The organism is Streptomyces sp. NPDC041200, assembly GCF_055591805.1.
Genome location: NZ_JBVIZF010000002.1, coordinates 705,623 through 729,331 on the forward strand (window position 1 = coordinate 705,623; position 23,709 = coordinate 729,331).

22 protein-coding genes and 1 pseudogene are annotated in these 23,709 nt (G+C 72.5%); 11 read left to right on the top strand and 12 right to left on the bottom strand.

What is annotated here, in order from left to right; translation table 11 throughout:
- Positions 1-42 precede the first annotated feature (42 nt).
- Genes ACZ6CL_RS08435 through ACZ6CL_RS08445 form a run of 3 tightly spaced genes read right to left on the bottom strand, consistent with a single transcriptional unit; the run spans position 43 to position 3,166 of the window.
- The gene (locus ACZ6CL_RS08435; RefSeq protein ID WP_468932759.1) at positions 43-978 is read right to left on the bottom strand and encodes an ABC transporter ATP-binding protein; all 936 of its coding nucleotides are present in this window, start codon (positions 976-978) and stop codon (positions 43-45) included.
- A complete protein-coding gene (locus ACZ6CL_RS08440; RefSeq protein WP_468932761.1) occupies positions 975-2,135 on the bottom strand; it encodes a FecCD family ABC transporter permease in 1,161 nt (386 codons plus the stop codon). Before ACZ6CL_RS08440 ends, ACZ6CL_RS08435 begins: the two co-directional genes overlap by 4 nt.
- Entirely contained in the window at positions 2,132-3,166 is a 1,035-nt protein-coding gene (locus ACZ6CL_RS08445; protein ID WP_468932763.1) for a FecCD family ABC transporter permease, read from the bottom strand. Before ACZ6CL_RS08445 ends, ACZ6CL_RS08440 begins: the two co-directional genes overlap by 4 nt.
- A gap of 82 nt (positions 3,167-3,248) precedes the next feature.
- Here ACZ6CL_RS08445 and ACZ6CL_RS08450 point away from each other — a divergent pair, with 82 nt between their 5' ends.
- Positions 3,249-3,884, top strand: coding sequence for an HAD family hydrolase (locus ACZ6CL_RS08450; protein ID WP_468932766.1), 636 nt, complete (start codon positions 3,249-3,251; stop codon positions 3,882-3,884).
- 48 nt (positions 3,885-3,932) lie between these two features.
- On the opposite strand, the gene ACZ6CL_RS08455 is transcribed toward ACZ6CL_RS08450, so the two are convergent.
- Positions 3,933-4,205 (bottom strand): hypothetical protein, encoded by a 273-nt coding sequence (locus tag ACZ6CL_RS08455; RefSeq protein WP_468932769.1) that lies wholly within the window; start codon positions 4,203-4,205, stop codon positions 3,933-3,935.
- 179 nt (positions 4,206-4,384) lie between these two features.
- Between ACZ6CL_RS08455 and ACZ6CL_RS08460 the strand changes: the two genes are divergently transcribed.
- On the top strand, positions 4,385-4,768 hold the full coding sequence (locus ACZ6CL_RS08460; RefSeq protein WP_468932772.1) for a cold-shock protein: 384 nt from the start codon (positions 4,385-4,387) through the stop codon (positions 4,766-4,768).
- A gap of 51 nt (positions 4,769-4,819) precedes the next feature.
- On the opposite strand, the gene ACZ6CL_RS08465 is transcribed toward ACZ6CL_RS08460, so the two are convergent.
- From ACZ6CL_RS08465 to ACZ6CL_RS08480, 4 genes are all read right to left on the bottom strand, one after another.
- On the bottom strand, positions 4,820-5,686 hold the full coding sequence (locus ACZ6CL_RS08465) for a 1,4-dihydroxy-6-naphthoate synthase (protein WP_468932775.1): 867 nt from the start codon (positions 5,684-5,686) through the stop codon (positions 4,820-4,822).
- On the bottom strand, positions 5,683-6,492 hold the full coding sequence (locus ACZ6CL_RS08470; protein WP_468932776.1) for a futalosine hydrolase: 810 nt from the start codon (positions 6,490-6,492) through the stop codon (positions 5,683-5,685). The genes ACZ6CL_RS08465 and ACZ6CL_RS08470 overlap by 4 nt, the downstream gene beginning before the upstream one ends.
- A 52-nt stretch (positions 6,493-6,544) precedes the next feature.
- Positions 6,545-7,054: a hypothetical protein gene (locus ACZ6CL_RS08475; protein ID WP_468932779.1), complete on the bottom strand. Its 510-nt coding sequence runs from the start codon at positions 7,052-7,054 to the stop codon at positions 6,545-6,547.
- Between the two features lie 143 nt (positions 7,055-7,197).
- Positions 7,198-8,730: an MFS transporter gene (locus ACZ6CL_RS08480; RefSeq protein WP_468932780.1), complete on the bottom strand. Its 1,533-nt coding sequence runs from the start codon at positions 8,728-8,730 to the stop codon at positions 7,198-7,200.
- Positions 8,731-9,134: 404 nt separating this feature from the next.
- On the opposite strand from ACZ6CL_RS08480, the gene ACZ6CL_RS08485 reads away from it, so the two are divergent.
- The gene (locus ACZ6CL_RS08485) at positions 9,135-10,040 is read left to right on the top strand and encodes a DUF3027 domain-containing protein (protein WP_468933332.1); all 906 of its coding nucleotides are present in this window, start codon (positions 9,135-9,137) and stop codon (positions 10,038-10,040) included.
- A 544-nt stretch (positions 10,041-10,584) separates the two neighbouring features.
- On the top strand, positions 10,585-13,893 hold the full coding sequence (locus ACZ6CL_RS08490) for a sacsin N-terminal ATP-binding-like domain-containing protein (RefSeq protein WP_468933334.1): 3,309 nt from the start codon (positions 10,585-10,587) through the stop codon (positions 13,891-13,893).
- 65 nt (positions 13,894-13,958) lie between these two features.
- Here the strand turns inward: ACZ6CL_RS08490 and ACZ6CL_RS08495 are convergent, their stop codons facing one another.
- Positions 13,959-14,777: an SAM-dependent methyltransferase gene (locus ACZ6CL_RS08495; protein ID WP_468932781.1), complete on the bottom strand. Its 819-nt coding sequence runs from the start codon at positions 14,775-14,777 to the stop codon at positions 13,959-13,961.
- 194 nt (positions 14,778-14,971) lie between these two features.
- On the opposite strand from ACZ6CL_RS08495, the gene ACZ6CL_RS08500 reads away from it, so the two are divergent.
- Positions 14,972-15,727 (top strand): calcium-binding protein, encoded by a 756-nt coding sequence (locus ACZ6CL_RS08500; RefSeq protein WP_468932784.1) that lies wholly within the window; start codon positions 14,972-14,974, stop codon positions 15,725-15,727.
- 66 nt (positions 15,728-15,793) lie between these two features.
- Here ACZ6CL_RS08500 and ACZ6CL_RS08505 read toward each other — a convergent pair whose 3' ends face one another.
- Positions 15,794-16,054: a DUF2530 domain-containing protein gene (locus ACZ6CL_RS08505; protein ID WP_468932787.1), complete on the bottom strand. Its 261-nt coding sequence runs from the start codon at positions 16,052-16,054 to the stop codon at positions 15,794-15,796.
- 221 nt (positions 16,055-16,275) lie between these two features.
- Between ACZ6CL_RS08505 and ACZ6CL_RS08510 the strand changes: the two genes are divergently transcribed.
- The 4 genes from ACZ6CL_RS08510 (at position 16,276) to thpR (ending at position 20,293) form a co-directional block, all read left to right on the top strand.
- The gene (locus ACZ6CL_RS08510) at positions 16,276-17,751 is read left to right on the top strand and encodes an NCS2 family permease (protein WP_468932790.1); all 1,476 of its coding nucleotides are present in this window, start codon (positions 16,276-16,278) and stop codon (positions 17,749-17,751) included.
- Positions 17,752-17,853: 102 nt separating this feature from the next.
- Entirely contained in the window at positions 17,854-18,318 is a 465-nt protein-coding gene (locus ACZ6CL_RS08515; RefSeq protein WP_468932793.1) for a MarR family winged helix-turn-helix transcriptional regulator, read from the top strand.
- 31 nt (positions 18,319-18,349) lie between these two features.
- Positions 18,350-19,714, top strand: coding sequence for an MFS transporter (locus tag ACZ6CL_RS08520; protein ID WP_468932796.1), 1,365 nt, complete (start codon positions 18,350-18,352; stop codon positions 19,712-19,714).
- A gap of 15 nt (positions 19,715-19,729) precedes the next feature.
- Positions 19,730-20,293: an RNA 2',3'-cyclic phosphodiesterase gene (thpR, locus tag ACZ6CL_RS08525; RefSeq protein WP_468932801.1), complete on the top strand. Its 564-nt coding sequence runs from the start codon at positions 19,730-19,732 to the stop codon at positions 20,291-20,293.
- Between the two features lie 182 nt (positions 20,294-20,475).
- Here thpR and ACZ6CL_RS08530 read toward each other — a convergent pair whose 3' ends face one another.
- On the bottom strand, positions 20,476-21,477 hold the full coding sequence (locus ACZ6CL_RS08530; protein WP_468932804.1) for an aldo/keto reductase: 1,002 nt from the start codon (positions 21,475-21,477) through the stop codon (positions 20,476-20,478).
- Between the two features lie 170 nt (positions 21,478-21,647).
- Positions 21,648-22,199 (bottom strand): hypothetical protein, encoded by a 552-nt coding sequence (locus ACZ6CL_RS08535; RefSeq protein WP_468932807.1) that lies wholly within the window; start codon positions 22,197-22,199, stop codon positions 21,648-21,650.
- Between the two features lie 40 nt (positions 22,200-22,239).
- On the opposite strand from ACZ6CL_RS08535, the pseudogene ACZ6CL_RS08540 reads away from it, so the two are divergent.
- Together ACZ6CL_RS08540 and ACZ6CL_RS08545 are read left to right on the top strand one after the other, a co-directional pair.
- Positions 22,240-22,287: pseudogene (locus ACZ6CL_RS08540) on the top strand (hypothetical protein); the annotation flags it as partial.
- A 341-nt stretch (positions 22,288-22,628) separates the two neighbouring features.
- Positions 22,629-23,657, top strand: a complete 1,029-nt coding sequence (locus ACZ6CL_RS08545; RefSeq protein ID WP_468932810.1) for a hypothetical protein — start codon at positions 22,629-22,631, stop codon at positions 23,655-23,657.
- Positions 23,658-23,709 lie beyond the last annotated feature (52 nt).

The window sequence follows — 23,709 nt, forward strand, 5'->3', positions numbered from 1 at the left end:
CCCCGCACAGCTGAAGCATGCCGCTCCGCCCGGCCGCCGCCGCTAGTCGCGCTCCGCCGTCACCGACGCGTCCGGCGCGGCATCAACCCCCGCGTCGTCCGCCACCCCCGGGTCGTCCGTCATCCCCGCCGCCCGCCACGGCGCGCCCGGGACGACGAGGGGGCTGCCCGTCACCGGGTCCGGTACGACCACCGACTCCAGCCCGAACACCTCCCGCACCAGCTCCGCCGTGACCACCTCCGACGGACGCCCGCGCGCGACGACGCGCCCCGCCTTCATCGCGATCAGGTGGTCCGCGTACCGCGCCGCCTGGTTGAGGTCGTGCAGGACGGCCACCACCGTACGGCCGCGCTCGTGGTTGAGCTGGCGGACCAGGTCCAGCACTTCCACCTGGTGGGAGATGTCCAGGTACGTCGTCGGCTCGTCCAGCAGCAGCAGGCCGGTCTCCTGCGCGAGCGCCATCGCGATCCAGACGCGCTGCCGCTGGCCGCCGGACAGCTCGTCCACCAGCCGGTCGGCGAGCGCCGCCACATCCGTACGTTCCATCGCGTCGCCGACCGCGCGTTCGTCCTCCTCCGACCACTGCTGCCACCAGTGCTGATGCGGCTGGCGGCCGCGTGAGACGAGGTCGGCGACGGTGATCGCGTCGGGCGCCACGGGGGTCTGCGGGAGGAGTCCCACGGACTGGGCGATCTTCTTGGTGGGGATGCGGGCGAGGTCCGTCCCGTCGAGGAACACGGCGCCGCCGCGCGGCTTGAGGAGGCGGCCCAGGGCGCGCAGCAGGGTGGACTTGCCGCAGGCGTTGGGGCCGACGATGACCGTGACCTCGCCGTCGGGTATCACCAGGTCGAGGCCGTCCACGACGGTCCGGTCCTCGTAGGCGAGGGTCAGTTCGCGGGCGGCGAGCCTGCCGGGCTCGGCCTCGGCCTCGGCCTCGGTCGCGGATCCGGGTGCGGATGCGGATGCGGGTGCGGTCATGCCGTGGTGCCTCCGTTGCGGCCGCTGCGGCGCCGTCCGCCGGACGTCAGCAGCAGGTAGATCAGATACGGGGCGCCGACCGCGGCGGTCAGCACCCCCACCGGCAGTTCGGTCGGCGCGAACGCCTTGCGCGCCAGCAGATCGGCGGCGACGACGATGAACGCGCCGGTCAGCGCCGAGCAGAGCAGCGGGATCTGGGCGGTACGGGTCATCCGGCGGGCGATCTGCGGCGCGAGCAGCGCCACGAAGTCGACCGGGCCCGCCGCGCCCGTCGCCATCGCGGCGAGGACGATGCCGAGGGTGGCGAGCCCGAGCCGGACCCGTCCGAGCCGTACGCCCAGCGCGGTCGCCGTGTCGTCGTCCATCGAGACGGTGCGCTGCGCCCGCGCCGCCCACAGGACGGCGGGCAGCAGGAACAGCAGCGCCCAGCCGAGCGGGGTGGCCACGTCCCAGCCGCGCCCGTTGAGGGAACCGGTCATCCACACCTTGGCCTGCTGCGCGACGAGATAGTCGCCCTTGGTGAGGAAGAGCTGCGTGATGGAACGGAGCGCGACGGCGACCCCGATGCCGATGAGGACGAAGCGGGTGGCCTGGAGGCCGCCGCGCCAGGCGAAGACGTAGACGAGGGCGGCGGCGGCCAGGCCGCCCGCGACGGAGACGTACGGCAGCACGCCGAAGGCGGTCACGCCGTACGTCATCGCCCCGACCGTCACCGCGCTCGCGCCCTGCGTGACGCCGATGATGTCGGGGCTGGCGAGCGGGTTGCGGGCCACGGTCTGGATGAGCGCGCCCGCGATGCCGAAGGCCGCGCCGACCAGCAGGCCGAGGGTCATACGGGGGAGGCGGAGGGTGCCGACGACGAGGTCGTTCGGGGTGGGCCGCCCGATGCCGTACTGGGTGTGCAGGACGGCCTTCACGGCGTCACCGGGGGCGATGAAGCTCTCGCCGAGGCACAGATACGCGACGCATACGGCCGCTGTGGCGGCGGTCAGCGCGAGGGCGACGAGGGCGGCGCGGCGGTGCAGCAGGAACGAGGCGCGGGGGCCGGTGCGGAGGAGGCCGTAGCCGGGGGGCCGGACCCGTACGGTGGTCTGCGCCCGTACGGCGGTTCGCTCCCGTACGGCGGTGCCCCCGCCGGTGCCGTCAGCCGGGCTCATGCCGTCACCGTCCTGCGCCGCACCAGCGTGACCAGGAACGGGACGCCGATCAGGGCCGTCATCACACCCGCCGGGACCTCACTCGGCGGGAAGACGAGACGCCCCACCACATCCGATATCAACAGCATCACCGGGCCGATCAGGGCGGCCATCGGCAGGACCCAGCGGTGGTCCGTGCCCACCACCGCGCGCGCGATGTGCGGTACGGCAAGGCCCACGAAGGCGATCGGGCCCGCGGCGGCGACGCCGACGCCGGTGAGGACCGTCGCCCCGAGGGCCGCGAGGACGCGGACGACCGCGATGTTCTGGCCGAGCCCCTTCGCGACGTCCTCGCCGAGGGCCAGCGCGTCCAGGCCGCGGGCGACCGAGGCCACCAGCACCGTGCCCACCAGCAGGAACGGCCAGATCTGGCCGACGATGTCGGTGTCGCGCCCCGCCAGCGAGCCGACCTGCCAGAACCGGAACTCGTCCAGCGCCGCGGCCTTCGTCGTCAGCACGCCCGAGGTGACGGACACCAGCAGGGCGTTGACGGCGGCCCCGGCGAGCGCGAGCTTGACCGGGCTCGCGCCGCCCCGCCCGCCCGCGGCGATGGCGTAGACGGCGACCGAGGCGAGGCCCGCGCCCGCGAAGGCGAACCACACGTACCCGGAGAGCGTGTGCACCCCGGCGAAGGCGATCGCGAGCACGACCCCCACCGAGGCGCCCTGGCTGGTGCCGAGCACGCCGGGGTCGGCGATCGGGTTGCGGGTGACGCCCTGCATCACGGTGCCCGCCATGGCGAGCGCCGCGCCGACCATCAGGCCGATGACGGTACGCGGCAGCCGCAGCGACCGGACGATGTCGGCGGCATCGCTCGTACCCCCGTGCAGCAGCGCGCCCACGACCTGGCTCGGCGCGATCGGGCGGCTGCCGAGGGCGAGGCTGAGCAGCACCGCGAAGAGGAGGGCGACGACGGCCGCGGCCGTCCAGCCGACGCGGCGCCGGACCAACGCGGCTCTGGGACTTCGGCTGCTGGCCCGGTCGGCAGACATCGGTTCCGTTCGGTCGTTCGGTTCTCGCGCGTGAGGTCGGCGCAGGTTAGGCGACGCTTAGTGTATGCAAGGGCCAGGCACAATGACGGGCATGGCTGCATCGAGCACTCCCGCCCTGACCGTCGGCTTCGACCTCGACATGACGCTCATCGACTCGCGCCCCGGCATCAAGGCCGCCTACGAGGAACTGTCCGCCCGGACCGGGACCTACATCGACGCCGAACTCACGATCACCCGGCTCGGCCCGCCGCTGGAACAGGAGCTGGCGCACTGGTTCCCGGATGAGCGGATCGAGGAGATGGGGGAGCTGTACCGGTCGCTGTACCCGGAGTTCGCGATCGCCCCGACCCTCGCCATGCGCGGCGCCCGCGAGGCGATAGCGGCGGTGCAGGGGGCGGGCGGGCGCGCCATCGTCGTCACGGCGAAGCACGAGCCGAACGCGAAGCTGCACCTGACCCATCTGGGCATCGAGGCGGACGCGGTCGTCGGCTGGCTGTGGGCGGAGGCCAAGGCGGAGGCGCTGCGCGAGTACGGGGCGTCGGTGTACGTCGGCGATCACACCGGTGACGTACGGGGAGCGCGGACGGCGGAGGCGCTGTCGGTGGCGGTCGCCACGGGGCCGTGCGCCGCGGACGAACTGCGCGAGGCGGGGGCGGACGTCGTGCTCGACGACCTGACGGCGTTCCCGGCGTGGCTGGAGGGCCACACCGCGGCGTAGCGCCCCTGACGACTGGGCCGCTGGGGCTGGGCCGCTACGACTGGGCCGTTACGACTGGGCCGCGCGGTTGACCCGTGCGGCCTCCCGCCGCTGTGCCGCGATCGACCGCAGCATCCCGGCCGCCGCGAGGGCGAAGCCGACGCCCATCAGCATGCAGACGAAGTACGCCACCGACGGCAGCGGATCGGCGCCCAGGAACAGGGGCGCGACGGTCGCGAGGGTGGCGATCGCGCCGATGGCGAAGACGATCACGCCGATGCGGACGAGCCGGTCGCCGGGGGCGATATCGGTGGTTCCAGGGCGCGGGGTTTCGTTGCTCACCGCTCCAGGGTAGATCGGTGCCAGAGCGCGCATACCAACCACCCGGAACCACCCGGGTACGTCTTGTCACCAGGCTCGGGACCATTAGCCTTGGTGGTGGCGGGTCTTACGACCCGCTGTAGTGCTATCCAGAGCTGTTTTTCCGTGTTTTCCGACGAGCGACGAGGACGAGGACAGACGTGCCTACCGGCAAGGTCAAGTGGTTCAACAGTGAGAAGGGCTTTGGCTTTCTCTCCCGCGATGACGGCGGTGACGTCTTCGTGCACTCGTCGGTGCTCCCGGAAGGCGTGGAGTCGCTGAAGCCGGGGCAGCGCGTTGAATTCGGTGTCGTCGCGGGAAACCGCGGTGACCAGGCGCTTTCGGTAACGCTTCTCGACCCGGCACCGTCCGTGGCGGCCGCCCAGCGGCGCAAGCCGGATGAGCTGGCGTCGATCGTCCAGGATTTGACCACGCTGCTGGAGAACGTGACGCAGCAACTGGAGCGGGGCCGTTATCCCGACAAGACACATGGCCACAAGATCGCGGGGATGCTGCGGGCGGTGGCGGACCAGCTCGACGTATGAGGCGCGAGCGCCGTTGAGCGAGCGTAAAGGCGAACGTAAAAGCGAACGGAATTAGGCGAATTCCAGCGCGTCCGGGCCGAGGGGCGGTACGAGTCCCTCGGCCGCCGCGCGGGTGAGCAGTCCGCGCACCGCCGCGTAGCCGTCCTCGCCGAGGTCCGCGGTGAACTCGTTCACGTACAGCCCGATGTGCTGGTCCGCGACGCGCGGGTCCATCTCCTGGGCGTGCTCCAGGACGTACGGACGCGACGCCTCCGGGTCGTCCCAGGCCATCCGGACCGACGTACGGATCGTCTCGGCCAGCTCCCGCAGCCGCTCCGTGCCCAGCGAGCGCTTGGCGATGATCGCGCCGAGCGGGATGGGCAGTCCGGTGGTCAGCTCCCAGTGCTCGCCCATGTCGGCGAGGCGGTGCAGGCCGTAATTCTGATAGGTGAACCGGGCTTCGTGGATGACGAGTCCGGCGTCGACCAGACCGTCCCGTACCGCGGGCATGATCTCGTGGAACGGCAGTACCCGGATCTCCCCGACCCCGCCCGGCACCTCGGCGGCGGCCCACAGCCGGAAGAGGAGATACGCGGTCGAGCGCTCGCTCGGCACGGCGACCGTCTTCCCCGCGAGGTCCTTCGCCGCGCCCGGCTCCCGGGTGAGCACCAGCGGACCGCAGCCGCGTCCGAGCGCGCCGCCGCACGGCAGCAGCGCGTACTCGTCCAGCACCCAGGGCAGCACCGCGTACGACACCTTCAGCAGGTCGGACTCGCCGCGCTCGGCCATCCCGTTGGTGATGTCGATGTCGGCGAACGTGACGTCCAGCGAGGGCGCGCCCGGGACGCGTCCGTGGGCCCAGGCGTCGAAGACGAAGGTGTCGTTCGGGCAGGGCGAGTAGGCGATCGAGAGCGGCTGTGCCGCCGACTGGGGGGTCACTGCTGGCTTCCTTCCAGGTATCGGTCCGGGTCCGGGGCCAGGTCCGGGTCCGGCGTGCGGAGGGCGGGTACGGCCCGGGTGAACGTCGCCGCCAGGGTGTCGAGCGCGTCGCCGATGCGCCAGGCCGCCCGGTCGCGCGGGCCGACCGCGTTGGAGACGGCCCGCACCTCCAGTACGGGAACGGACTGGGCGGCGGCCGCCTCGGCCACCCCGAAGCCCTCCATCGCCTCGGCGGCGGCGCGCGGATGGCGCCGCAGCAGCGCGGCGGCCCGCTCGGCGGTGCCGGTCACGGTCGAGACGGTGAGCACGGTGCCGCGTACGGCTCCGGTAGCTCCAGCGACGGCGGCGACGAGCGCGGGCGGCGGCCGGTGTTCGACGGTCCCGAAGCCGAGGTCGGTGACGGCGGCGAAACCGTCGGGGGTTTCGGCCCCCAGGTCGGCGGCGACGATGGCGTCGGCGACCACGAGGGAGCCCAGCGGCGCGTGGGGTGCGAAGCCGCCGCCGATACCGGCCGATACGGCGAGGTCGTACGGCGCCCCCTGGATGGCCGCGACCGTCAGCGCGGTGGCCGTGCCCGCCGCCGCGGCGGCCGGGCCGACCCCGGCGGCCAGTACGTCGACGGTGAGCGGCGGCCCGCCGGGACCGCCCGCCCGCAGCCGGTGCAGCACCCCGCCGGGCACGGCGACTTCGGTGACGTCTTGGGTGACGTCGGCGACTTCGGCGGGGTCAACGGCGTCGGACGTACCGCATCCGCGCACCACGGCGTCCCGTTCCGCGGGGACGGCGGTGACGATCAGTACGCGCATCAGCGCCTCCCGGCTGTCGTGCCGCGGGTCGGACCGGTGGGGCGACGTGACGTCAGCTGTCCCGTTCGAGCTTGAAGCGCCAGATGCCCTTCACGCCCTGGGAGCCGCCGTCGCCGAGCTGGGCGACCGTGATGGTCACGCTCTTCGACATGGTGGTCTGTCCGGTCTGCGGGTTCTGCTGCGCGAAGAGCTGGTCGCTGTCGAAGCTGCGGTACGTCTCCTTGCTCGCCTCGGCCATGACCGGGTTGTTGGCGATCAGACCCCAGGTGGATTCGGCGATCTCCGGGTCCACCCCGAGCCGCACCTTGTCCCCGGCGCCCACCTTGACGGTGTCGGCGGGCTTGGCGGACAGGCACTTCTTGAACGTGGCCTGAGCGAGGTTCTTGCCGTCGCCGAAGCAGCCCTTGCTGGCTTCCGCCGTCACGGTGCTCGAACCGACCGTCACCGTCGCCAGCGGCGTCGGCTTGTCGCAGGCGGAGAGGGCGATGAGCCCGAGGGCAACGGCGCAGGCGGCGGTGGTGGCCCGGCGGCCCTTGCCCCTGGAAAACAGCGCAGCGGTCATGCGGGCAGGCTATCGGGCCCGTCCGGCCGCGCGGCGCCGGGGTGGCGGATCAGCGGCACGGGCCACATCGTCCTGGGTCCGCTTCCCGGGGGCGGCGCGTCGGAGGCCGTAGCGGGCGTGGTGCGGCTAAGCGGTACGCCACGTCATGCCGCCCGGGGGTGCGCGGTGGTGTGCCGGGCGGCGGACAGCAGCCCCCGGACGCTCATGGCCACACCCAGGGCGATCATCGTCGCGGCCGCCGCCATGCCCACCACCCCGCTCAGGGGCAGCGAGATGCCCACCGCGCCGCCTGCAACCCACGCCATCTGCAGGGTGGTCTCGGAGCGGGAGAACGCCGACGTGCGGACCTCTTCCGGGACGTCCCGCTGGATCAGCGCGTCCAGCGACAGCTTGCCCAGCGCCATCGAGATGCCCGCGGTGGCGGCCACCGCGGCGACTGTTGGCGCGCCGTACAGCACCGCCGAGAAGACGATCACGCCGAGGGCCGAGGTCAGCACCACCGCGATGATCCGCTCCGGGCCGCGCGCCCGCAGCCAGGCGCCGATCGCCGTGCCCAGCGCGTTGCCGCCGCCCGCCGCGACCGCGACCAGGCCGAGCGAGAACTCGGGGGACAGCCCGCCCACCGGATGCTCGCGGAGCAGGAAGGCGAGGTAGAGGGTGAGGAATCCGGACAGCGCCTTGAGCGAGGCGCAGGCCTGGAGGGCGTGCAGGACGGACGGGCCGACGGTCCGGAGCCCCGGCTTCCGGGCGCCGCGCCCGCCGAACGCCCGGCTGAACCACCGGCCGAACCGGCCGAACCGGCCGCCGCGGGGGTCCCCGCCCGGGTTCGGCGTCGGGCTCGGGCTCGGGGCGGCGACCGTCACCACCTTGGACGCCTTCGTGGGCACGGCCTCCGGCCTCGCCGCCCGGTGCCCGGACGCCCGGTGCCCGAAGTGGTGCTCGCCCGAGGTCAGCCGCGCCTTGGCCTCGCCCTTCGCCGAGTCCACCTTGTGCGGCAGGGTGAACGACAGGAACGCCCCGCCCATGAAGATCACGAACGCTCCGTACAGCGGCCAGCCCGGCCCCAGCTGATGCAGCCCGGCGCCCACCGGGGCCGCCGCGCCGGTGGCCAGCAGCCCGGCCAGGGTCACCCGGGAGTTCGCCTTGACCAGCGAGAAGCGGGGCGGCAGCAGCCGCGGTACGACGGCCGATCTGACGACCCCGTACGCCTTGGACGCCACCAGCACGCCCAGCGCCGCCGGATACAGTTCCAGGTCGCCGTCCGCCACCGCGCCCGCCATGGTCAGCGCGAGCAGCGCGCGGGTCAGCATCGCGCCCGCCATCGCCGCGCGGCGACCGTGCGGGACGCGGTCCAGCAGCGGGCCGACCACGGGCGTGAGGACGGCGAACGGGGCGAGGGTGATCGCCAGGTAGAGGGCCACCCGGCCGCGTGCCTCGTCCGTCGGCACCGAGAAGAAGACCGTCGAGGCGAGGGCGACCGTGATCAGCATGTCACCGGCCGAGTTGACCGCGTGCAGCTCGATCAGCTTGCCGAGCCCGGACTCGCCCGCCCCATGGGCGTGCGTCGCCCGCCGGATGCCACGGCCGGTCGCGGTGAACGGCAAGTGGAGCGCGCGGCCGAGCAGACGGCCCGATCGTCTGATCGGACCGCCATCGTGGAACCGCGTGCCTGCCACCCGACCATGGTGCCGCCAAGCTGCCCGCAACGTGAGACCTACGACGGCTTTCCGGCCAAGGCGTCCTCTTCTCTCACCCGCACATCCCCGGTCTGGCCAGCGAAAACGACCTTCCGGCGGGTGCTTCCTCGAACGCCGGACATGAGACGGGGGTGGGGGCGGCGCGGCCGGACAAGGTAGCGTGCTTTACGCGCCACCCACGGTCGTTCCTGGCCATGCGCCGAGTCGCTATCCCGCAGAATGGGACGTACAAGGTGCGCCCGAGGCCGGATCGGGTGCGGACGTCGACGCGGTCCTACGGTCCGCTCCGTCCGCAGTCCCGCCGTCCGGCCGTACGGCTGGCGCACTCGTCAGACGACGGCTGAGACGGCGTGGAAGAGAGAATCGATCCTGTGAGTGCTGCGATGCGGAGCCGTACCCCCGACCGCCTGTGCGCCGAGGCGGTCGAACTCGCCCGCGAGGCGGCGGCGGAAGCGGCCTACCCCGGAACGGTGGGCGAGCACGTGGAGGTGGTCGCCGAGGGCGACCGCGTCGTCACGCATTTCTTCGAGAGTGCCGAACCCGGCTATCGCGGCTGGCGCTGGGCGGTCACCGTCACCCGTGCCTCCCGCGCGAAGATCGTCACCCTGGCCGAGACGGTGCTGCTGCCCGGCTCCGACGCGCTGCTCGCCCCGGAGTGGGTGCCGTGGAGCGAGCGGCTCCGCCCCGGTGACATGGGCCCCGGCGATCTGCTCCCCACCGAGGCCGAGGACCTGCGCCTGGAGCCCGGCTACTCGGGCGAGGACGCCCCGCCGCCCAACTCCGCCGTCTCCGAGGAGATGCAGCAGCTCGCGGCGGTGGAGGAGGCCGACGTGACGGCCGGTCCGCCATCCGCCGAACCGGCCGTGCCCGTCACCGGCACCATCGCGGCCCTCGCCGAGGAGCTGGGCATGCGCCGCGCCCGGGTGCTCTCCCGCTACGGCCTGCACGTCGCCGCCGACCGCTGGGACGAGGCGTACGGCGCCAAGGCCCCCATGGCGCAGGCGGCCCCCGGCACGTGCGTGACCTGCGGTTTCCTGATGCCGCTCGCGGGCTCGCTGCGGCAGGCGTTCGGCGTGTGCGCCAACGAGTTCAGTCCGGCGGACGGCCGGGTGGTCTCCCTGGCCTACGGCTGCGGCGCCCACTCCGAGGCAGCGGTCATGCCCAAGCCTCCCCGCCCGGCCGAGCCGGTGATCGACGAGACGCTGGTCGATCCCATGGCCCTCCACCCGGACCGCACGGGCGGCTCCGTGGAACCGGACGCCCCGGCGGAAGAACTGGGCCACTCCTGACCCCAGCCCGCAGCGCCCGCCGGACCTCCGGGCTCCCGGGCCTCCGGGCTCCAGGCCCCTCGGACCTCCAGGCCCCTCGGACCTCCGGGCCCCTCGGCCTCCTGGGCGCCTCGGCTCCCGGCCGCCCCGGGCGCCGTTGGGCCCGGGCGAGCCGGTCGCGTAGCCCGCACCGGTCGTGCCACCGGACCGCCCGCTGCCCGCGCCCGCTGCGGGCGCGGGACGCTCGCCCACCGTGGGTCCGGGGGCGCGCCCGCCGGGCCGAGGGCGGCTGCGGCGCTGAGCACCCGGCCGAGCCGCCGGCCCCGCCGGCGTACCGGCTGCCCTGCCGCGGGCTCGCGGAGCGGCTCCGGCGCGTGTCCGCGAGGCGGTGCCGTCCCGGGCCCGGGGGCGCGGCCGTCGCGCCGTCCGCATCCCGCGCGCGTGCGCGCTCCCGTGGGGAGGGCGGGACGCGTGCGGGGGGCGGATAGGGGTACGTTCGCGGTCTAGCAATGTGGAATGTGGTGGCACCCACAGGACCCGGAGGCGATACGTGAGCAGCACGGCGATGGTGCGGGGCGCGACCGAGGACGCGGATCCCTTTGGGACCGCGCGGCTGCGGCGCGGCGTGCTGGATGCCTGGGCCGCGTCGCCCGCCCGGTTCCGGGAGGACGCCAACGCCGAGGAGGACCTGGCGCTCGGCGGGCACCGGGACCGGCTGGTCGTGGAGCTGGCGCAGAACGCGGCCGACGCCGCCGCCCGGCTCGGCGTGCCCGGGCGGCTGCGGCTGACGCTGCGTCCGGCGACCGACGGGGAACCGGCCGTGCTGGTCGCCGCCAACACCGGGGCCCCGCTGGACGCCGCCGGGGCCGAGTCGCTGTCCACGCTGCGCGCGTCGGCCAAGCGGGACGAGGACCCCGGGCGGGCCGTGGGCCGGTTCGGCGTCGGGTTCGCGGCGGTGCTCGCGGTGAGCGACGAGCCCGCGGTGGTGGGCCGTTCGGGCGGGGTGCGCTGGTCGCTGGCGGAGGCCCGCGAACTGGCCCACAAGGCGGCGCTGCGCAGCCCCGGCCTCGCCGATGAACTGCGCCGCCGCGATGGTCACGTACCGCTGCTGCGGCTGCCGCTGCCCGCCGAGGGCTCCGCGCCGGAGGGCTACGACACGGTCGTGGTGCTGCCGCTGCGCGACGGGGCCGCGCTGGACGTGGCGGAACGGCTGCTGGCGGCGGTCGACGACGCGCTGCTGCTGACCCTGCCGGGGCTGGCCGAGGTCGTGGTCGAGACGGTCGAGGGTGTACGGACGCTGCGGCGCCGCGAGGAGGACCCGTACGCGGTCATCGAAGATCAGAGCGACCACGGCGACACGGAGCGGCGTACGACGCGCTGGCGCACCGAGCGCGCCAGCGGCCAACTCGACGCGGAACTGCTCGCCGACCGCCCGGTGGAGGAGCGGCTGCGCCCCATGTGGTCGGTGACCTGGGCGGTGCCGGTGGACGCCGAGGGCGCGCCGGTGCGGCCCGCGACGGCCCCGGTCGTGCACGCGCCGACGCCGACCGACGAGCCGCTGGGGCTGCCCGCGCTGCTGATCGCCTCGTTCCCGCTGGAGCCCACCCGCCGTCACACCGCGCCCGGCCCGCTCACCGACTTCCTGGTGGAGCGCGCGGCCGAGGCGTACGCGACGCTGCTGCGCGACTGGCACCCGGTGGGGACGGGCACGATCGGCCTGGTGCCGGGCCCGCTGGGCAAGGGCGAGCTGGACGGGGAGCTGCGGGCGCGGGTGCTGGAGCGGCTGCCGCGGGTGCCGTTCCTGCCGAGCGCGGCCGCGCCGGACACCCTGGAGCCGGAGGCGGCACCGGACGCGGACGCGGGCTTCGGCTGGGACGACGCGATCCTCGCGCGCGGCACCTTCGAGGGCGAGCCGTACGCGCTGCGCCCGCGTGACGCGGAGATCGTGGAGGGCGCGGGCGCGGAGACCGTGGAGGTGCTGGCGGAGCTGTTCCCGACGCTGCTGCCCGCCGGTCTTGAGCGGCGCCAGGAGCTGCGGGCGCTGGACGTGGCCCGGGTGCCGCTGGGCGAGGTGATCGACCGGCTGGCGGGCGTCGAGCGCGCCCCGGTCTGGTGGCGGCGGCTGTACGACGCGCTCGCCGGGACCGACCCGGACCGGCTGAGCGGGCTGCCGGTGCCGCTGGCGGACGGCCGGACGACGATCGGGCCCCGGCAGGTGCTGCTGCCGCTGCCGGGAGACGTAGATGGAGGGGACGTCGACGCCGGGACCGAGAGCGACGGTTCGGCGGGCGAGACCCACCGCACCCTGGCCCGTCTCGGCCTGAAGGTCGCGCATCCGGAGGCCGCGCATCCGCTGCTGGAGAAGCTGGGCGCGACCCCCGCCACGCCGCGCGCCGTGCTGCGGACCCCCCAGGTGCGGGCCGCCGTCGCGCATTCGCTGGAGGCGGAGGACGACTACGACCCGTTCGCGGAGGAAGGCGGGGCGCCCGGCGCCGCGCTGGACCCGGACACCCTGGCCGACACCGTCCTCGGCCTCGTCCAGCAGGCCCGGCTGGCGCCCGGCGACGAACCGTGGCTGGCCGCGCTCGCGCTGCCGGACGAGGACGGGGAGCTGGCGCCCGCCGGTGAACTGGTCCTTCCCGGCGGCGCCTTCGAGCAGGTGATGCGGGAGGGCGAGCTGGCCGCGTGCGACGCGGACCTCGCCGAGCGCTGGGGCGAGCAGCCGTTGTCCGCCGTGGGCGTGCTGGCCGGTTTCACCCTGGTCCGGGCCACCGATGTGGTGCTGGACCCGGACGAGCTGGAGCCGCGTGAGGGCGACTTCGCCGAGCCCGACGACGTCGGCGTGCTGGACGCCGTGGACGTGTGGTGCGAGGACGCGCTGGACCGGCTGCCGGAGACCCCGGTTCCGCCGGTGGCCACCGAGATCGTCGCCGTGCGCGACCTGGACCTGGTGGACGACGACGCCTGGCCGCGCGCCCTGGCCATGCTCGCCCAGCCGCCGCTGCGCGACGCCCTGACCCAGCGGGTGCGGGTGCTGCTGCCGGACGGCACGACGGAGTCGGTGCGCTCGTACACCGCGTGGTGGCTGCGCGGCCACCCGGTGCTGGACGGCCGCCGCCCCGCCGGGCTGCGCGCCGCCGGGGGCGACCCGCTGCTGGCCGGGCTGTACGAGCCGGTGGACGCGGCCGGGTTCGAGGACGAGCAGGTGCTGCGGGCGCTCGGCGTACGGACGTCGGTGGCGGCGCTGCTGGACGAACCGGGCGGCGCGGCCGAACTGCTGGCGCGGCTGGCCGACCCGGACCGCCCGGTGACCCCGGCCCAGCTGCACGCGCTCTACGGCTGGCTGGCCGACCTCGACCCCGATCAGGTCACGCTGCCGGACGAGCTGCGCGCCGTGGTGGACGGCGAGCCGCGGGTGGTCGACGCGGACGGGGTGCTGGTCGCCGACGCGCCGGACCTGATGCCGCTGGCCGAGGCGGACGGCCGCGCCCTGCTGCCGGTGCGCCCGGCGCGGGCGGCGGACCTGGCGGAGCTGTTCCAGGTGCGGCGGCTGAGCGAGGCGTACCCGGCCCCGGTGACCTCGCAGGGCGAGACGCACGAGGTCCCGGCGGCGGTCCGCGAACTGCTGCCGGACGCGCCGCTGTCGTACGTCGAGCACGAGGAGCTGCTGATCGAGGGCGGCACCGAGCTGGACTGGCGGTACGTGGGCGTCCCCGGTGAACCCGGTGCCACGCTGCACGCCGCGACGGTGGAGGGCGTGGCGGCGGGCCTGTCCTGGGCGGCGGGCCACTGGTCCCGCCGCTTCGAGGTGGCCGCGCTGCTGGAGGACCTCAGCCGCACCGAGGAGCTGGCCCGGGCCCGCTGGTTCGATTAGTCCTGGGGCAACCGGGCCCGCACCGAGGCGTGCTGGCCCGGGCCCGCTGGTCGATTAAAGACGGGTCACGGCTTGCGGGCCACGCCCGCGTAGATCCACAGGTCCAGGGCCTCCGCCGCGGCCCTGGACCGCTCGTTCCCGGGGCGCCAGCGGTGCGGCATCACCACGCCGGGTTCGACCAGCTCCAGGCCGTCGAAGAACGGCAGGATCTCCTCGCGGGTGCGCCCCTGAACGTGGATGCCGCTGGCCCGGTAGAGCCGGGTGACCGCGTCGGAGACCCCGCCCCGGGGGTCGAGCGAGCCGTGCGAGAGGACCAGATAGCTGCCGGGGGCCAGCGCCTCGACCAGCTGCCGCACGATGTCGTACGGCTTCTGCTCGTTCGCGATGAAGTGCAGCACCGCGTTGAGCGACAGCGCGACCGGTTGGCTCATGTCGAGCGTGTCGTGCAGCTCTTCGGCGGCCAGGACGCCGTGCGGGTCGGTGATGTCGGCGTGCATGTAGGCGGTGCGGCCCTCGGCGGAGGAGAGCAGCAGGGCCTGGGCGTAGGCCAGCACGATGGGGTCGTTGTCCGCGTAGAGGACCCGCGCGTCCGGGGCCGCCTTCTGGGCTATCTGGTGCAGGTTGGGCTCGGTGGGGATGCCGGTGCCGATGTCGAGGAACTGCCGGATCCCCGCCTCGGCGGCCAGCCAGTGGGTCGCCCGGTGCATGAACGACCGGTTGGCGCGGGTCCACGGCTTGACGGCGGGCCAGACGGCCTCGACCTGCCGGGCGGCCTCGGTGTCGGCCGCGTAATGGGTCTTGCCACCCAGGAAGTAGTCGTACATGCGGGCCGAGTGCGGCCTGCTGGTGTCGATTTCGGCGGCGCGAAAGCGGTGACCGGTCATACCGCGCATGTTACTGAGCGGTTGGCCCCGGTAGCTGACGTTCCCTCAACTTGAGGCTCTGTGAAGCTCCAATGATGTTGTGAACGGCAGGTGAAAATCGTACAGTTGCGCAACACTCGGCTCCAAGTTCGCTTCGGCGTCCATCTCGACGCAGGTCAGCGCGGCGGAGCCGCTTCATCTTGTGGGGGATACAGATGCGCAAGCGCATGACCTATGCCGTGCTCGCCACCGCGACCGCGGCCGCTCTCGGGGGGCTCGCCGCACCGGCGGCGCAGGCGGCCGGTTCCGGCGACACGACGATCACCAAGGTGTCGGTGGGTAACGTCGTCCTCGGTACCTCGGGCGCAAAGAAGTTCACCGTCTCGGTGACCGCGAAGGACGACTCGGGCATCCAGAGCGCCGACATGTATCTGGACGGCCCGTCGTACGGGTACGCGACGCCGAGCGGCTTCTCGTGCGCGACGGCGTCCGATGACCCGACCACCTCGACCTGCAAGGCGACCTTCATCCTGGACCCGCAGGTCGACTTCATCGACAACAGCGTCGCGGGCCGGTGGTACGCCAACGTGTGGGTCGACGCCAACGACGGCGACTACGTGAGCGCCGACAAAGCCGGGTCCTTCGCCGTGCAGCGCGCCGCGAAGCTGACCGTCAACGCCGCGCCGGAGCCCGTCAAGAAGGGCAAGACCATCACGGTCACCGGCGCCCTGACCCGCGCCAACTGGGAGACCGGAAAGTACGGTGGCTACACCGTCCAGCAGGTGAAGCTTGAGTTCCGGAAGGCGAACAGCTCGACGTACACCGCCGTGAAGACGGTGAAGTCGGGCAGCGGCGGTGCGCTCAAGACGACCGTCAAGGCGGCCCAGGACGGCTGGTTCCGCTGGAACTTCGCGGGCACCAGCACCACCCCGCCGGTGAAGGCGGGCGGCGACTACGTGGATGTGAAGTAACACACACACGCCACGCACCACGGGCGCCGGGTCACCGCCATCGGCGGCGGCCCGGCGCCTTGCTGCTCAGTCGCTGGCGCCGTTCTCCGAGGTGCGCCGGATCGCCGCGTCCCGCGCCCGTACGTACCAGATGCCGATCAATCCGAGTCCGCTCCCGGCCAGGCAGGTCCACAGCCACCACAGATGGCCGTGGTCGGCGTACCAGCCGTAGAACGGGAGCTGGACGAGGAAGAGGACGAACCACACGATGGTGCCGCCGATGATGGTGGCGACGACATTGCCCTCCAGGGGTGCAGGCGCTTCGTGCCGGGGTGTCCACTTCGTCATGTGGCCAGCTTACGGGGGCGCTGGTGGGGGCCTTCGGGGGTGCGAGCCCGGTGCGATGTCCGGGCGGTGTCCGGGGGTGATGCCCGGGGGCGATGGCGGGCGCGGTTTGGCGATCCGCGATTCATATATTCATACTGAACCGTTCTGGGTCTGGGTGGAATGTCCTGTGTGATCCTCCAAGAGGCCCGTTTCCCGATGTTCACCACCTCTGGGGTCCGTCCATGTCTCCCTCGGCCAGCGAGCCGGTCGATGCCGCACAGCAGGCACCGACACCTCCCATGAACCGCCTGCCCTTCGTCGACAGGTACTTCAAGATCAGTGAGCGCGGCTCCTCCCCGTCCCGGGAGATCCGCGGTGGCCTGGCCACCTTCTTTGCGATGGCGTACATCATCGTGCTGAACCCGATCATCCTCGGATCGGGGCAGGACATGTACGGGCACCATCTGGACAACGGCCAGCTGGTCACCGCGACCGCCCTGATGGCGGGCCTGTCCACGCTGCTCATGGGCGTCATCGGCAACGTCCCGATCGCCCTCGCCGCGGGCCTCGGTATCAACGCGGTCGTCTCGCTCCAGCTCGCTCCCAAGATGAGCTGGCCTGACGCGATGGGCATGGTCGTCCTCGCCGGCGTGGTGCTGATGATCCTGGTCGCCTCCGGGCTGCGGCAGCGCGTGATGGACGCGATCCCCGGCGGGCTGCGACGCGCGATCGCGATCGGCATCGGCCTGTTCATCGCCCTGATCGGCCTGGTCGACTCCGGCTTCGTCACCCGTAACCCGGACGCGGCGCACACCACCGTTCCGCTGGGCCTCGGCATCGAGGGCAAGCTGCAGGGCTGGCCCGTGCTGATCTTCGTGGCCGGTCTCGCGCTCACCTTCGTCCTGGTCGTCCGCAAGACCCGGGGCGCGATCCTCATCGGCATCGTGGTCATGACGCTGGCCGCGATCGCGATCAACGCCGCCACCTCCACCCCGGACGCGAACTGGGGCCTGACCGTGCCCAACGTCCCGGACACGCTGGTGGCGACCCCGGACTTCGGGCTCGTGGGCCAGGTCAGCCTGTTCGGCGGATTCGAGAAGGTCGGCGTGCTGACCGGCTGCCTCTTCGTCTTCACCGTCCTGCTGTCCGGCTTCTTCGACGCGATGGGGACGATCATCGGCGTCGGCGAGGAGGCCGGGCTGACGGACGAGCGCGGCCAGCTGCCCGGCATGGGCCGGATCCTGATGGTGGACGGCGTCGCGGTCGCGGGCGGCGGCTTCGGCTCGGCCTCCGCCAACACCTGCTTCGTGGAGTCCACGGCGGGCGTCGGGGAGGGCGCGCGCACCGGTCTCGCCAACGTGGTGACCGGCGGGCTCTTCCTGCTCGCGCTGGTCTTCACCCCGCTCGCCAAGGTCGTCCCCTCGCAGGCCGCGACCCCCGCGCTGGTGGTCGTCGGCTTCATGATCATGGCGGCGAACGTCAAGGAGATCGACTGGAGCGACTCCACGATCGCGGTCCCGGCCTTCCTGACCATGATCTCGATGCCGTTCACGTACAGCATCACCAACGGCATCGGCCTCGGCGTGCTGTCGTACCTGCTGCTGCGCGTCGCGACCCGGCGGGTCCGGGACATCCCGTGGCTGCTGGCCGCCGTGGGGTTCTGCTTCCTGGTCTACTTCCTGCTGCACCCGATCGAGCAGGCCCTCGGCGTCGTGTGATCCGGTGTGTCCCGTCCCTCACTCATCACTCGTATGGGTGAGTGGCGGAGGACACCCGTATCGGGTTTTCATTAGACGAGGTAATGAGTTATGCTAAAGACCATGCCGGATCCGTCCCGCCTTCCGTCGCCCCCGGCGGAAGCGCCCCTCGATGACGCGGCCGCGGTGAGCGCTCTGCGGTCGGCCGTGATGCGTCTGTCGCGACGGCTGAAGCATCAGCGCGTCGACGAGTCGCTGAGCCCCACGGAGATGTCGGTGCTGGGCACCCTCGCCGGATGCGGCTCCGCCACCCCCGGCGAGCTGGCGCGGAAAGAGCACGTCCAGCCGCCGTCGATGACCCGCATCGTGGCGCTGCTGGAGGCCAAGGGACTGGTCAGGCTGGAGCCGCACCAGGAGGACCGGCGGCAGAAAGTCGTGTCGCCGACCGAGCGGGCCGAGGCCATGCTCGAAGAGAGCCGGCGCAAGCGCAACGCCTGGCTGAGCGACATGGTCGGGCAGCTGTCCGAGGACGAGTGGGAGACGCTGCGCGCCGCCGCGCCCGTCCTGGAGAAGCTCGCGCATATGTAGGAGTACCGAGCAGCCAGGAGGCGAACCAACTTTGAGTACGGGACCCGGAGCAGACTCCGCACCCGCACCGAACCCCGACTCCCCTTCCGCCGGAACCACGGCGGCCCCCGACAAGGGCGGAATGTTCCGTTCACTCAGGGTCCGCAACTACCGCCTCTTCGCGACCGGTGCCGTGATTTCCAACACGGGCACCTGGATGTCGCGGATCGCCCAGGACTGGCTGGTCCTGAGCCTCACCGGCTCCTCCACCGCGGTCGGCATCACCACCGCGCTGCAGTTCCTGCCGATGCTGCTCTTCGGCCTGTACGGCGGTGTGATCGCCGACCGGTACCCCCGGCGGAAGCTGCTGCTCTTCACCCAGGGCGCGCTGGGCCTGTGCGGTCTGGCGCTCGCCGCCCTCACCCTGAGCGGCCACGTCCAGGTCTGGCACGTCTACCTGATCGCGTTCCTGCTCGGCATGGTCACCGTCGTCGACAACCCGACCCGCCAGGTCTTCGTCAACGAGATGGTCGGCCCCCGCGACCTGCGCAACGCGGTCAGCCTCAACTCCGCGAACTTCCAGTCCGCCCGGCTGATCGGCCCCGCCGTCGCGGGTGTCCTGATCACCGCCGTCGGCAGCGGCTGGGCCTTCCTCATCAACGGCCTCTCCTTCGGCGCCCCGCTCGTCGGCCTGCTGCTGATGCGCGCCGGTGAACTGCACCCGGTCAAGCGCGCGCCGCGCGGCAAGGGCCAGCTGCGCGAGGGTCTGCGGTACGTCGGCAGCCGCCCCGATCTGCTGTGGCCGATCGTCCTCGTCGGCTTCATCGGCACGTTCGGCTTCAACTTCCCGATCTGGCTCAGTGCCTTCGCCGACGATGTCTTCCACGCCGGGCCCGGTACGTACGGCCTGCTGAACACCCTGATCGCGGCCGGTTCGGTCACCGGCGCCCTGCTCGCCGCCCGCCGCGTCACCACCCGGCGCAGGCTGCTGGTCGGTGCGGCGCTGCTGTTCGGTGTGCTGGAGGTGGCCGCCGCGGTGACCCCGTTCTTCTGGCTCTTCGCCGTGCTGATGGTGCCGGTCGGGATCTTCAGCCTGACCTTCAACGTCACGGCCAACTCCAGCGTGCAGCTCGCCACCGATCCCGAGATGCGCGGCCGGGTGATGAGCCTGTTCATGATGGTCTTCGTGGGCGGCACCCCCATCGGCGGCCCGCTGATCGGCTGGGTCACCGACACCTGGGGCGCCCGGGTCGGCTTCGCCGTGGGTGGTCTGATCTCCGCCGTCGCCGCGGTCGTGGTGGGCCTCGCCCTGGCCCGCGCGGGCGGTCTGCGGCTCAAGGTGGACCTGCGCCGGGGCCATCCGTACGTGGCCTTCGTACCGAGGGTCCAGGAGGAACGGCTCGCTCCGGCGGCCTGACAGGGGTTGGCTCCGATGAGACTCTTCGCCGCCGTCCTGCCGCCCGAACCGGCCCTGGCCGAGCTGGGGGCCTACGTCGACGCCCTGCACCGGCTGCCCGGCGCGGACACCCTCCGCTGGACCGAGCGCCCCGGCTGGCACCTCACCCTCGCGTTCTTCGGCGAGGTCACCGACGACGTCCGCTCCGAGCTGGACACCCGGCTGGCCCGCGCCGCCCACCGCCACCACCCCCACGAGGTGCGGCTGGCGGGCGGCGGCCGATTCTCCGACCGGGCCCTCTGGGCGGGCGTGGCGGGCGATCAGACCGCCCTGCGGCGGCTCGCCGACTCCGTCGCCGCGGGGGCCCGCCGGTCCGGGATCGCCACGAACCGGGACCGCCCGTACCACCCGCACCTCACCATCGCGCGGGGTCGCTCCGGCACCCGCCTCGCGCCCTTCGCCGAGGGCCTCACCGGCTTCGAGGGCCGCGGCTGGACGGTGGGGGAGCTGAGCCTGGTCCGCAGCCATCCGCCGACCCCCGGGGCGCCCGGGGCGCAGCCGCGGTACGAGGTGGTGGCGGCCTGGCCGCTGGGCGGCTGAGCGGCCCGGCTAACCTCGGAGTGTGAATCCGAAGACCCGAAACATGATCATGAGTGGTGCCCTGGTGATGATCCTCGTCGTGGTGGCCGTCGCGGCCGCCTTCGGAGGATGAGCCGTAGGGGCGGCCCGAACCGTCAGGGGGTGTGACCGCACGCGGTCACACCCCCTGCGTACTGCCGGTCCTACCAGGCGAACGCCTCCGGCGTCGGCCCCGGGCCCGGGAAGATCTCGTCCAGCCCGTCCAGCACCTCCGCGCTCAGCGTCAGCTCGGACGCCCGCACCGCCGAGGCCAGCTGCTCGGCCGTGCGCGGACCCACGATGGGCCCGGTGACGCCGGGCCGGGTCAGCAGCCAGGCCAGGGCCACCTCGCCGGGCTCCAGGCCGTGCTTGTCGAGCAGGTCCTCGTAGGCCTGGACCTGCTCGCGCACCGCCGCGTTCTTCAGCGCGTCGGCGGCCCGTCCGCCCGCGGTGCGGGCACCGGCGCCGCCCGCCTGCTCCTTGCGGATCGCGCCGCCGAGCAGCCCGCCGTGCAGCGGGGACCAGGGGATGACGCCGAGGCCGTACTCCCGCGCGGCCGGGATGACGTCCATCTCGGCGCGCCGCTCGGCCAGGTTGTACAGGCACTGCTCGCTGACCAGGCCGTACGAGTTGCGGCGCCGGGCCGTCTCGTTCGCCTGGGCGATGTGCCAGCCCGCGTGGTTGGAGGACCCGGCGTACAGGATCTTGCCCTGCTGGACGAGGACGTCGATGGCCTGCCAGATCTCGTCCCACGGCGTCGCGCGGTCGACGTGGTGGAACTGGTAGAGGTCGATGTAGTCGGTGCCCAGCCGCTTGAGGCTGGCGTCCACGGCCCGGCGGATGTTGAGCGCCGAGAGCTTGTCGGTGTTGGGCCAGGGCCGCTCGCCGTCGGCGGCCATGTTGCCGTACACCTTGGTGGCGATGACGGTCTTCTCGCGCCGTCCGCCGCCCTTGCCGAACCAGCTTCCGACGATCTCCTCGGTGCGGCCCTTGTTCTCGCCCCAGCCGTACACATTGGCGGTGTCGAAGAAATTGATGCCCGCGTCGAGCGCGGCATCCATGATCGCGTGGCTGTCGGCCTCATCGGTCTGCGGGCCGAAGTTCATGGTGCCGAGGACCAGTCGGCTGACCTTGAGGCCCGTGCGTCCGAGCTGCGTGTACTCCATGAGACCCAGCCAATCCCTTGGAGTGCGCTCTAATCAAGGGGCCCGGGTCGCCCCGCCGTTCCAGTCCCCATTATTCCAGAAAATCCGGAGGCCCGCTTTTTGGCCCCCCGTCGCGGTCAAAAAGCGGGCTACCGGAATCTCCGGAACGCTGGTTGTTCTCGCTACCGAATTCAGCGTCCGGAGCGGGTCTTCAGGAATCCGAGGACACCGAAGACGAGAATCATCAGCGCACCGATCAGGGCGATGTAGATTCCCGGGCCCGGAGTGAGGTCGTACAGCTTCGCTGCCTGCTCGGCCGCCTTTTCGGCGACCTTCGCGGAAACCCCTTCGTCATCTTGGAGCTTCTGGGCTAGCAGTCGCTCGGGAGATGCCATGTTGAGGGCGAGGACGATCGCCGTGGCAAGCCCGGCGGCCGCGCCGACCAGGTAGAGCACCCCCTTCTTGGTGGCCATGGCGGCGAGCATCAGCACCGCCCCGACAGCGGCGATGATCAGCGTGATCACGCCGTCGCCGTCGATGCCCTTGACGCCTCCATCGGCGCTGTCGGAGGTGGATACGACCCAGTTGACACAGGAGCCGGCCACGGCGAGGACGCCGCCGACCGCCCCCAGCACCGCGAACTTCTTCGGCGGTGCGACCGCCGTGCCCCCGCCCGGGTTACCGGCGGGATACATCGGCGGTGGCGCGGTTTGCGCAGAAGAGGAATGGCTGTATTCGCTCATGGGTAAAGACGGTAGAGGCGGCCATTCTTGAAAGCAATGCCGCCGCCCGCTTTGCGGTCAATGCCCGATAAATTTCCGTGGCACATAATCCCCGGATGGATTCAAATAATCCGCGGGTTATTTAAGCGCTCCGGTCGCCACGAATTATTTACGTACGTGATCCATCCGTAATTCACGAGGGGGTCTGCCGGACCGCGGCAACGCGCCCCCGACGGCCGTATCGCGATGTCGGTGCCCGCCGGGATGACAGGCTTGGGCCCATGCGCGGCGGCCGTAACGCGATGTCAGTGCCCCGCCGGGATGGCAGGCTTGGGCCCATGCGCGGCGGCCGTAACGCGATGTCGGTGCCCGCCGGGATGGCAGGCTTGGGCCCATGCGCGGCGGCCGTATCGCGATGTCGGTGCCCGCCGGGATGGCAGGCTTGGGCCCATGCGTCCGCTTCCGTACGTCCTCGGTGCCGCTGTGCTGGCGGCTCTGCCCGTCGCCCTTCCCGCTCCCGCGGCGGCCGACGACTCGTCCCCGTCCTCGTTCACCATCGAGGACCCCCGCATCACCGAGTCCAGCGGGCTGGCCGCGAGCCGGGCCCATCCCGGCGTCTACTGGACGCACAACGACAGCTCGGACGGGGCGTACGTCTACGCCGTCGACAGCAAGACCGGAAAGACGGTCGCCCGGGTCGAACTGCGCGGCATAGGCCGTCCCCGGGACGTGGAGGCGATCTCGATAGGCCCCGACGGCAATGTGTACGTCGGCGACATCGGCGACAACCTCGGCGGCACCTGGCCGCACGTATGGATCTACCGATTCCCCGAGCCCAAGGTCCTGGGGGACACCACGGTCACCGCCACCCAGTTCACCGTGAAGTACGAGGGCGGGCCGCGGGACGCCGAGGCGATGATGGTCCACCCGAAGACCGGGCGGGTCTACATCGCCAGCAAGAGCGACGAGGATCCCGGGCTGTACGAGGCGCCCGCCACGCTCTCCCCCCAGGGCACCAACGTCTTCCGCCGGGTCGCCGACCTCGACATGGAGGTCACCGACGGCGCCTTCGCCCCGGACGGCAGCCGTCTGGTGCTCCGCGGCTACTTCGCGGCCTCCGAATACCGCTGGACGAACGGCAAGCCGCAGGACCTGAAGGAACTGAAGGACGAGCCGGGGCTGCCGATCCAGCGCCAGGGCGAGTCGGTGACCTTCACCCCCGACGGCGGCACGCTCATGTACGGCACGGAGGGTCCGGGCAGCAAGGTCACCGCGGTGGACCTGGGCGGGGAGCTGCTGCCGGACGCGACGGCGAAGAAGCAGAAGAAGGACGGGGAGTACTCCTCGCGCCCCGACGGCAAGGACCAGGGCTCCGAGGACGAGAAGAACCAAACCCTGCTGAAGGGGGCGCTCACCTTCGGCGCCGCGATGGCGCTGTTCCTGGGGCTGCGACGGCTGTTCCGCCGCCGCCCGCAGTAGGCGCCCCGTACGGAACGGAAAGGGGCCCGGGGCGAACGCCCCGGGCCCCTGC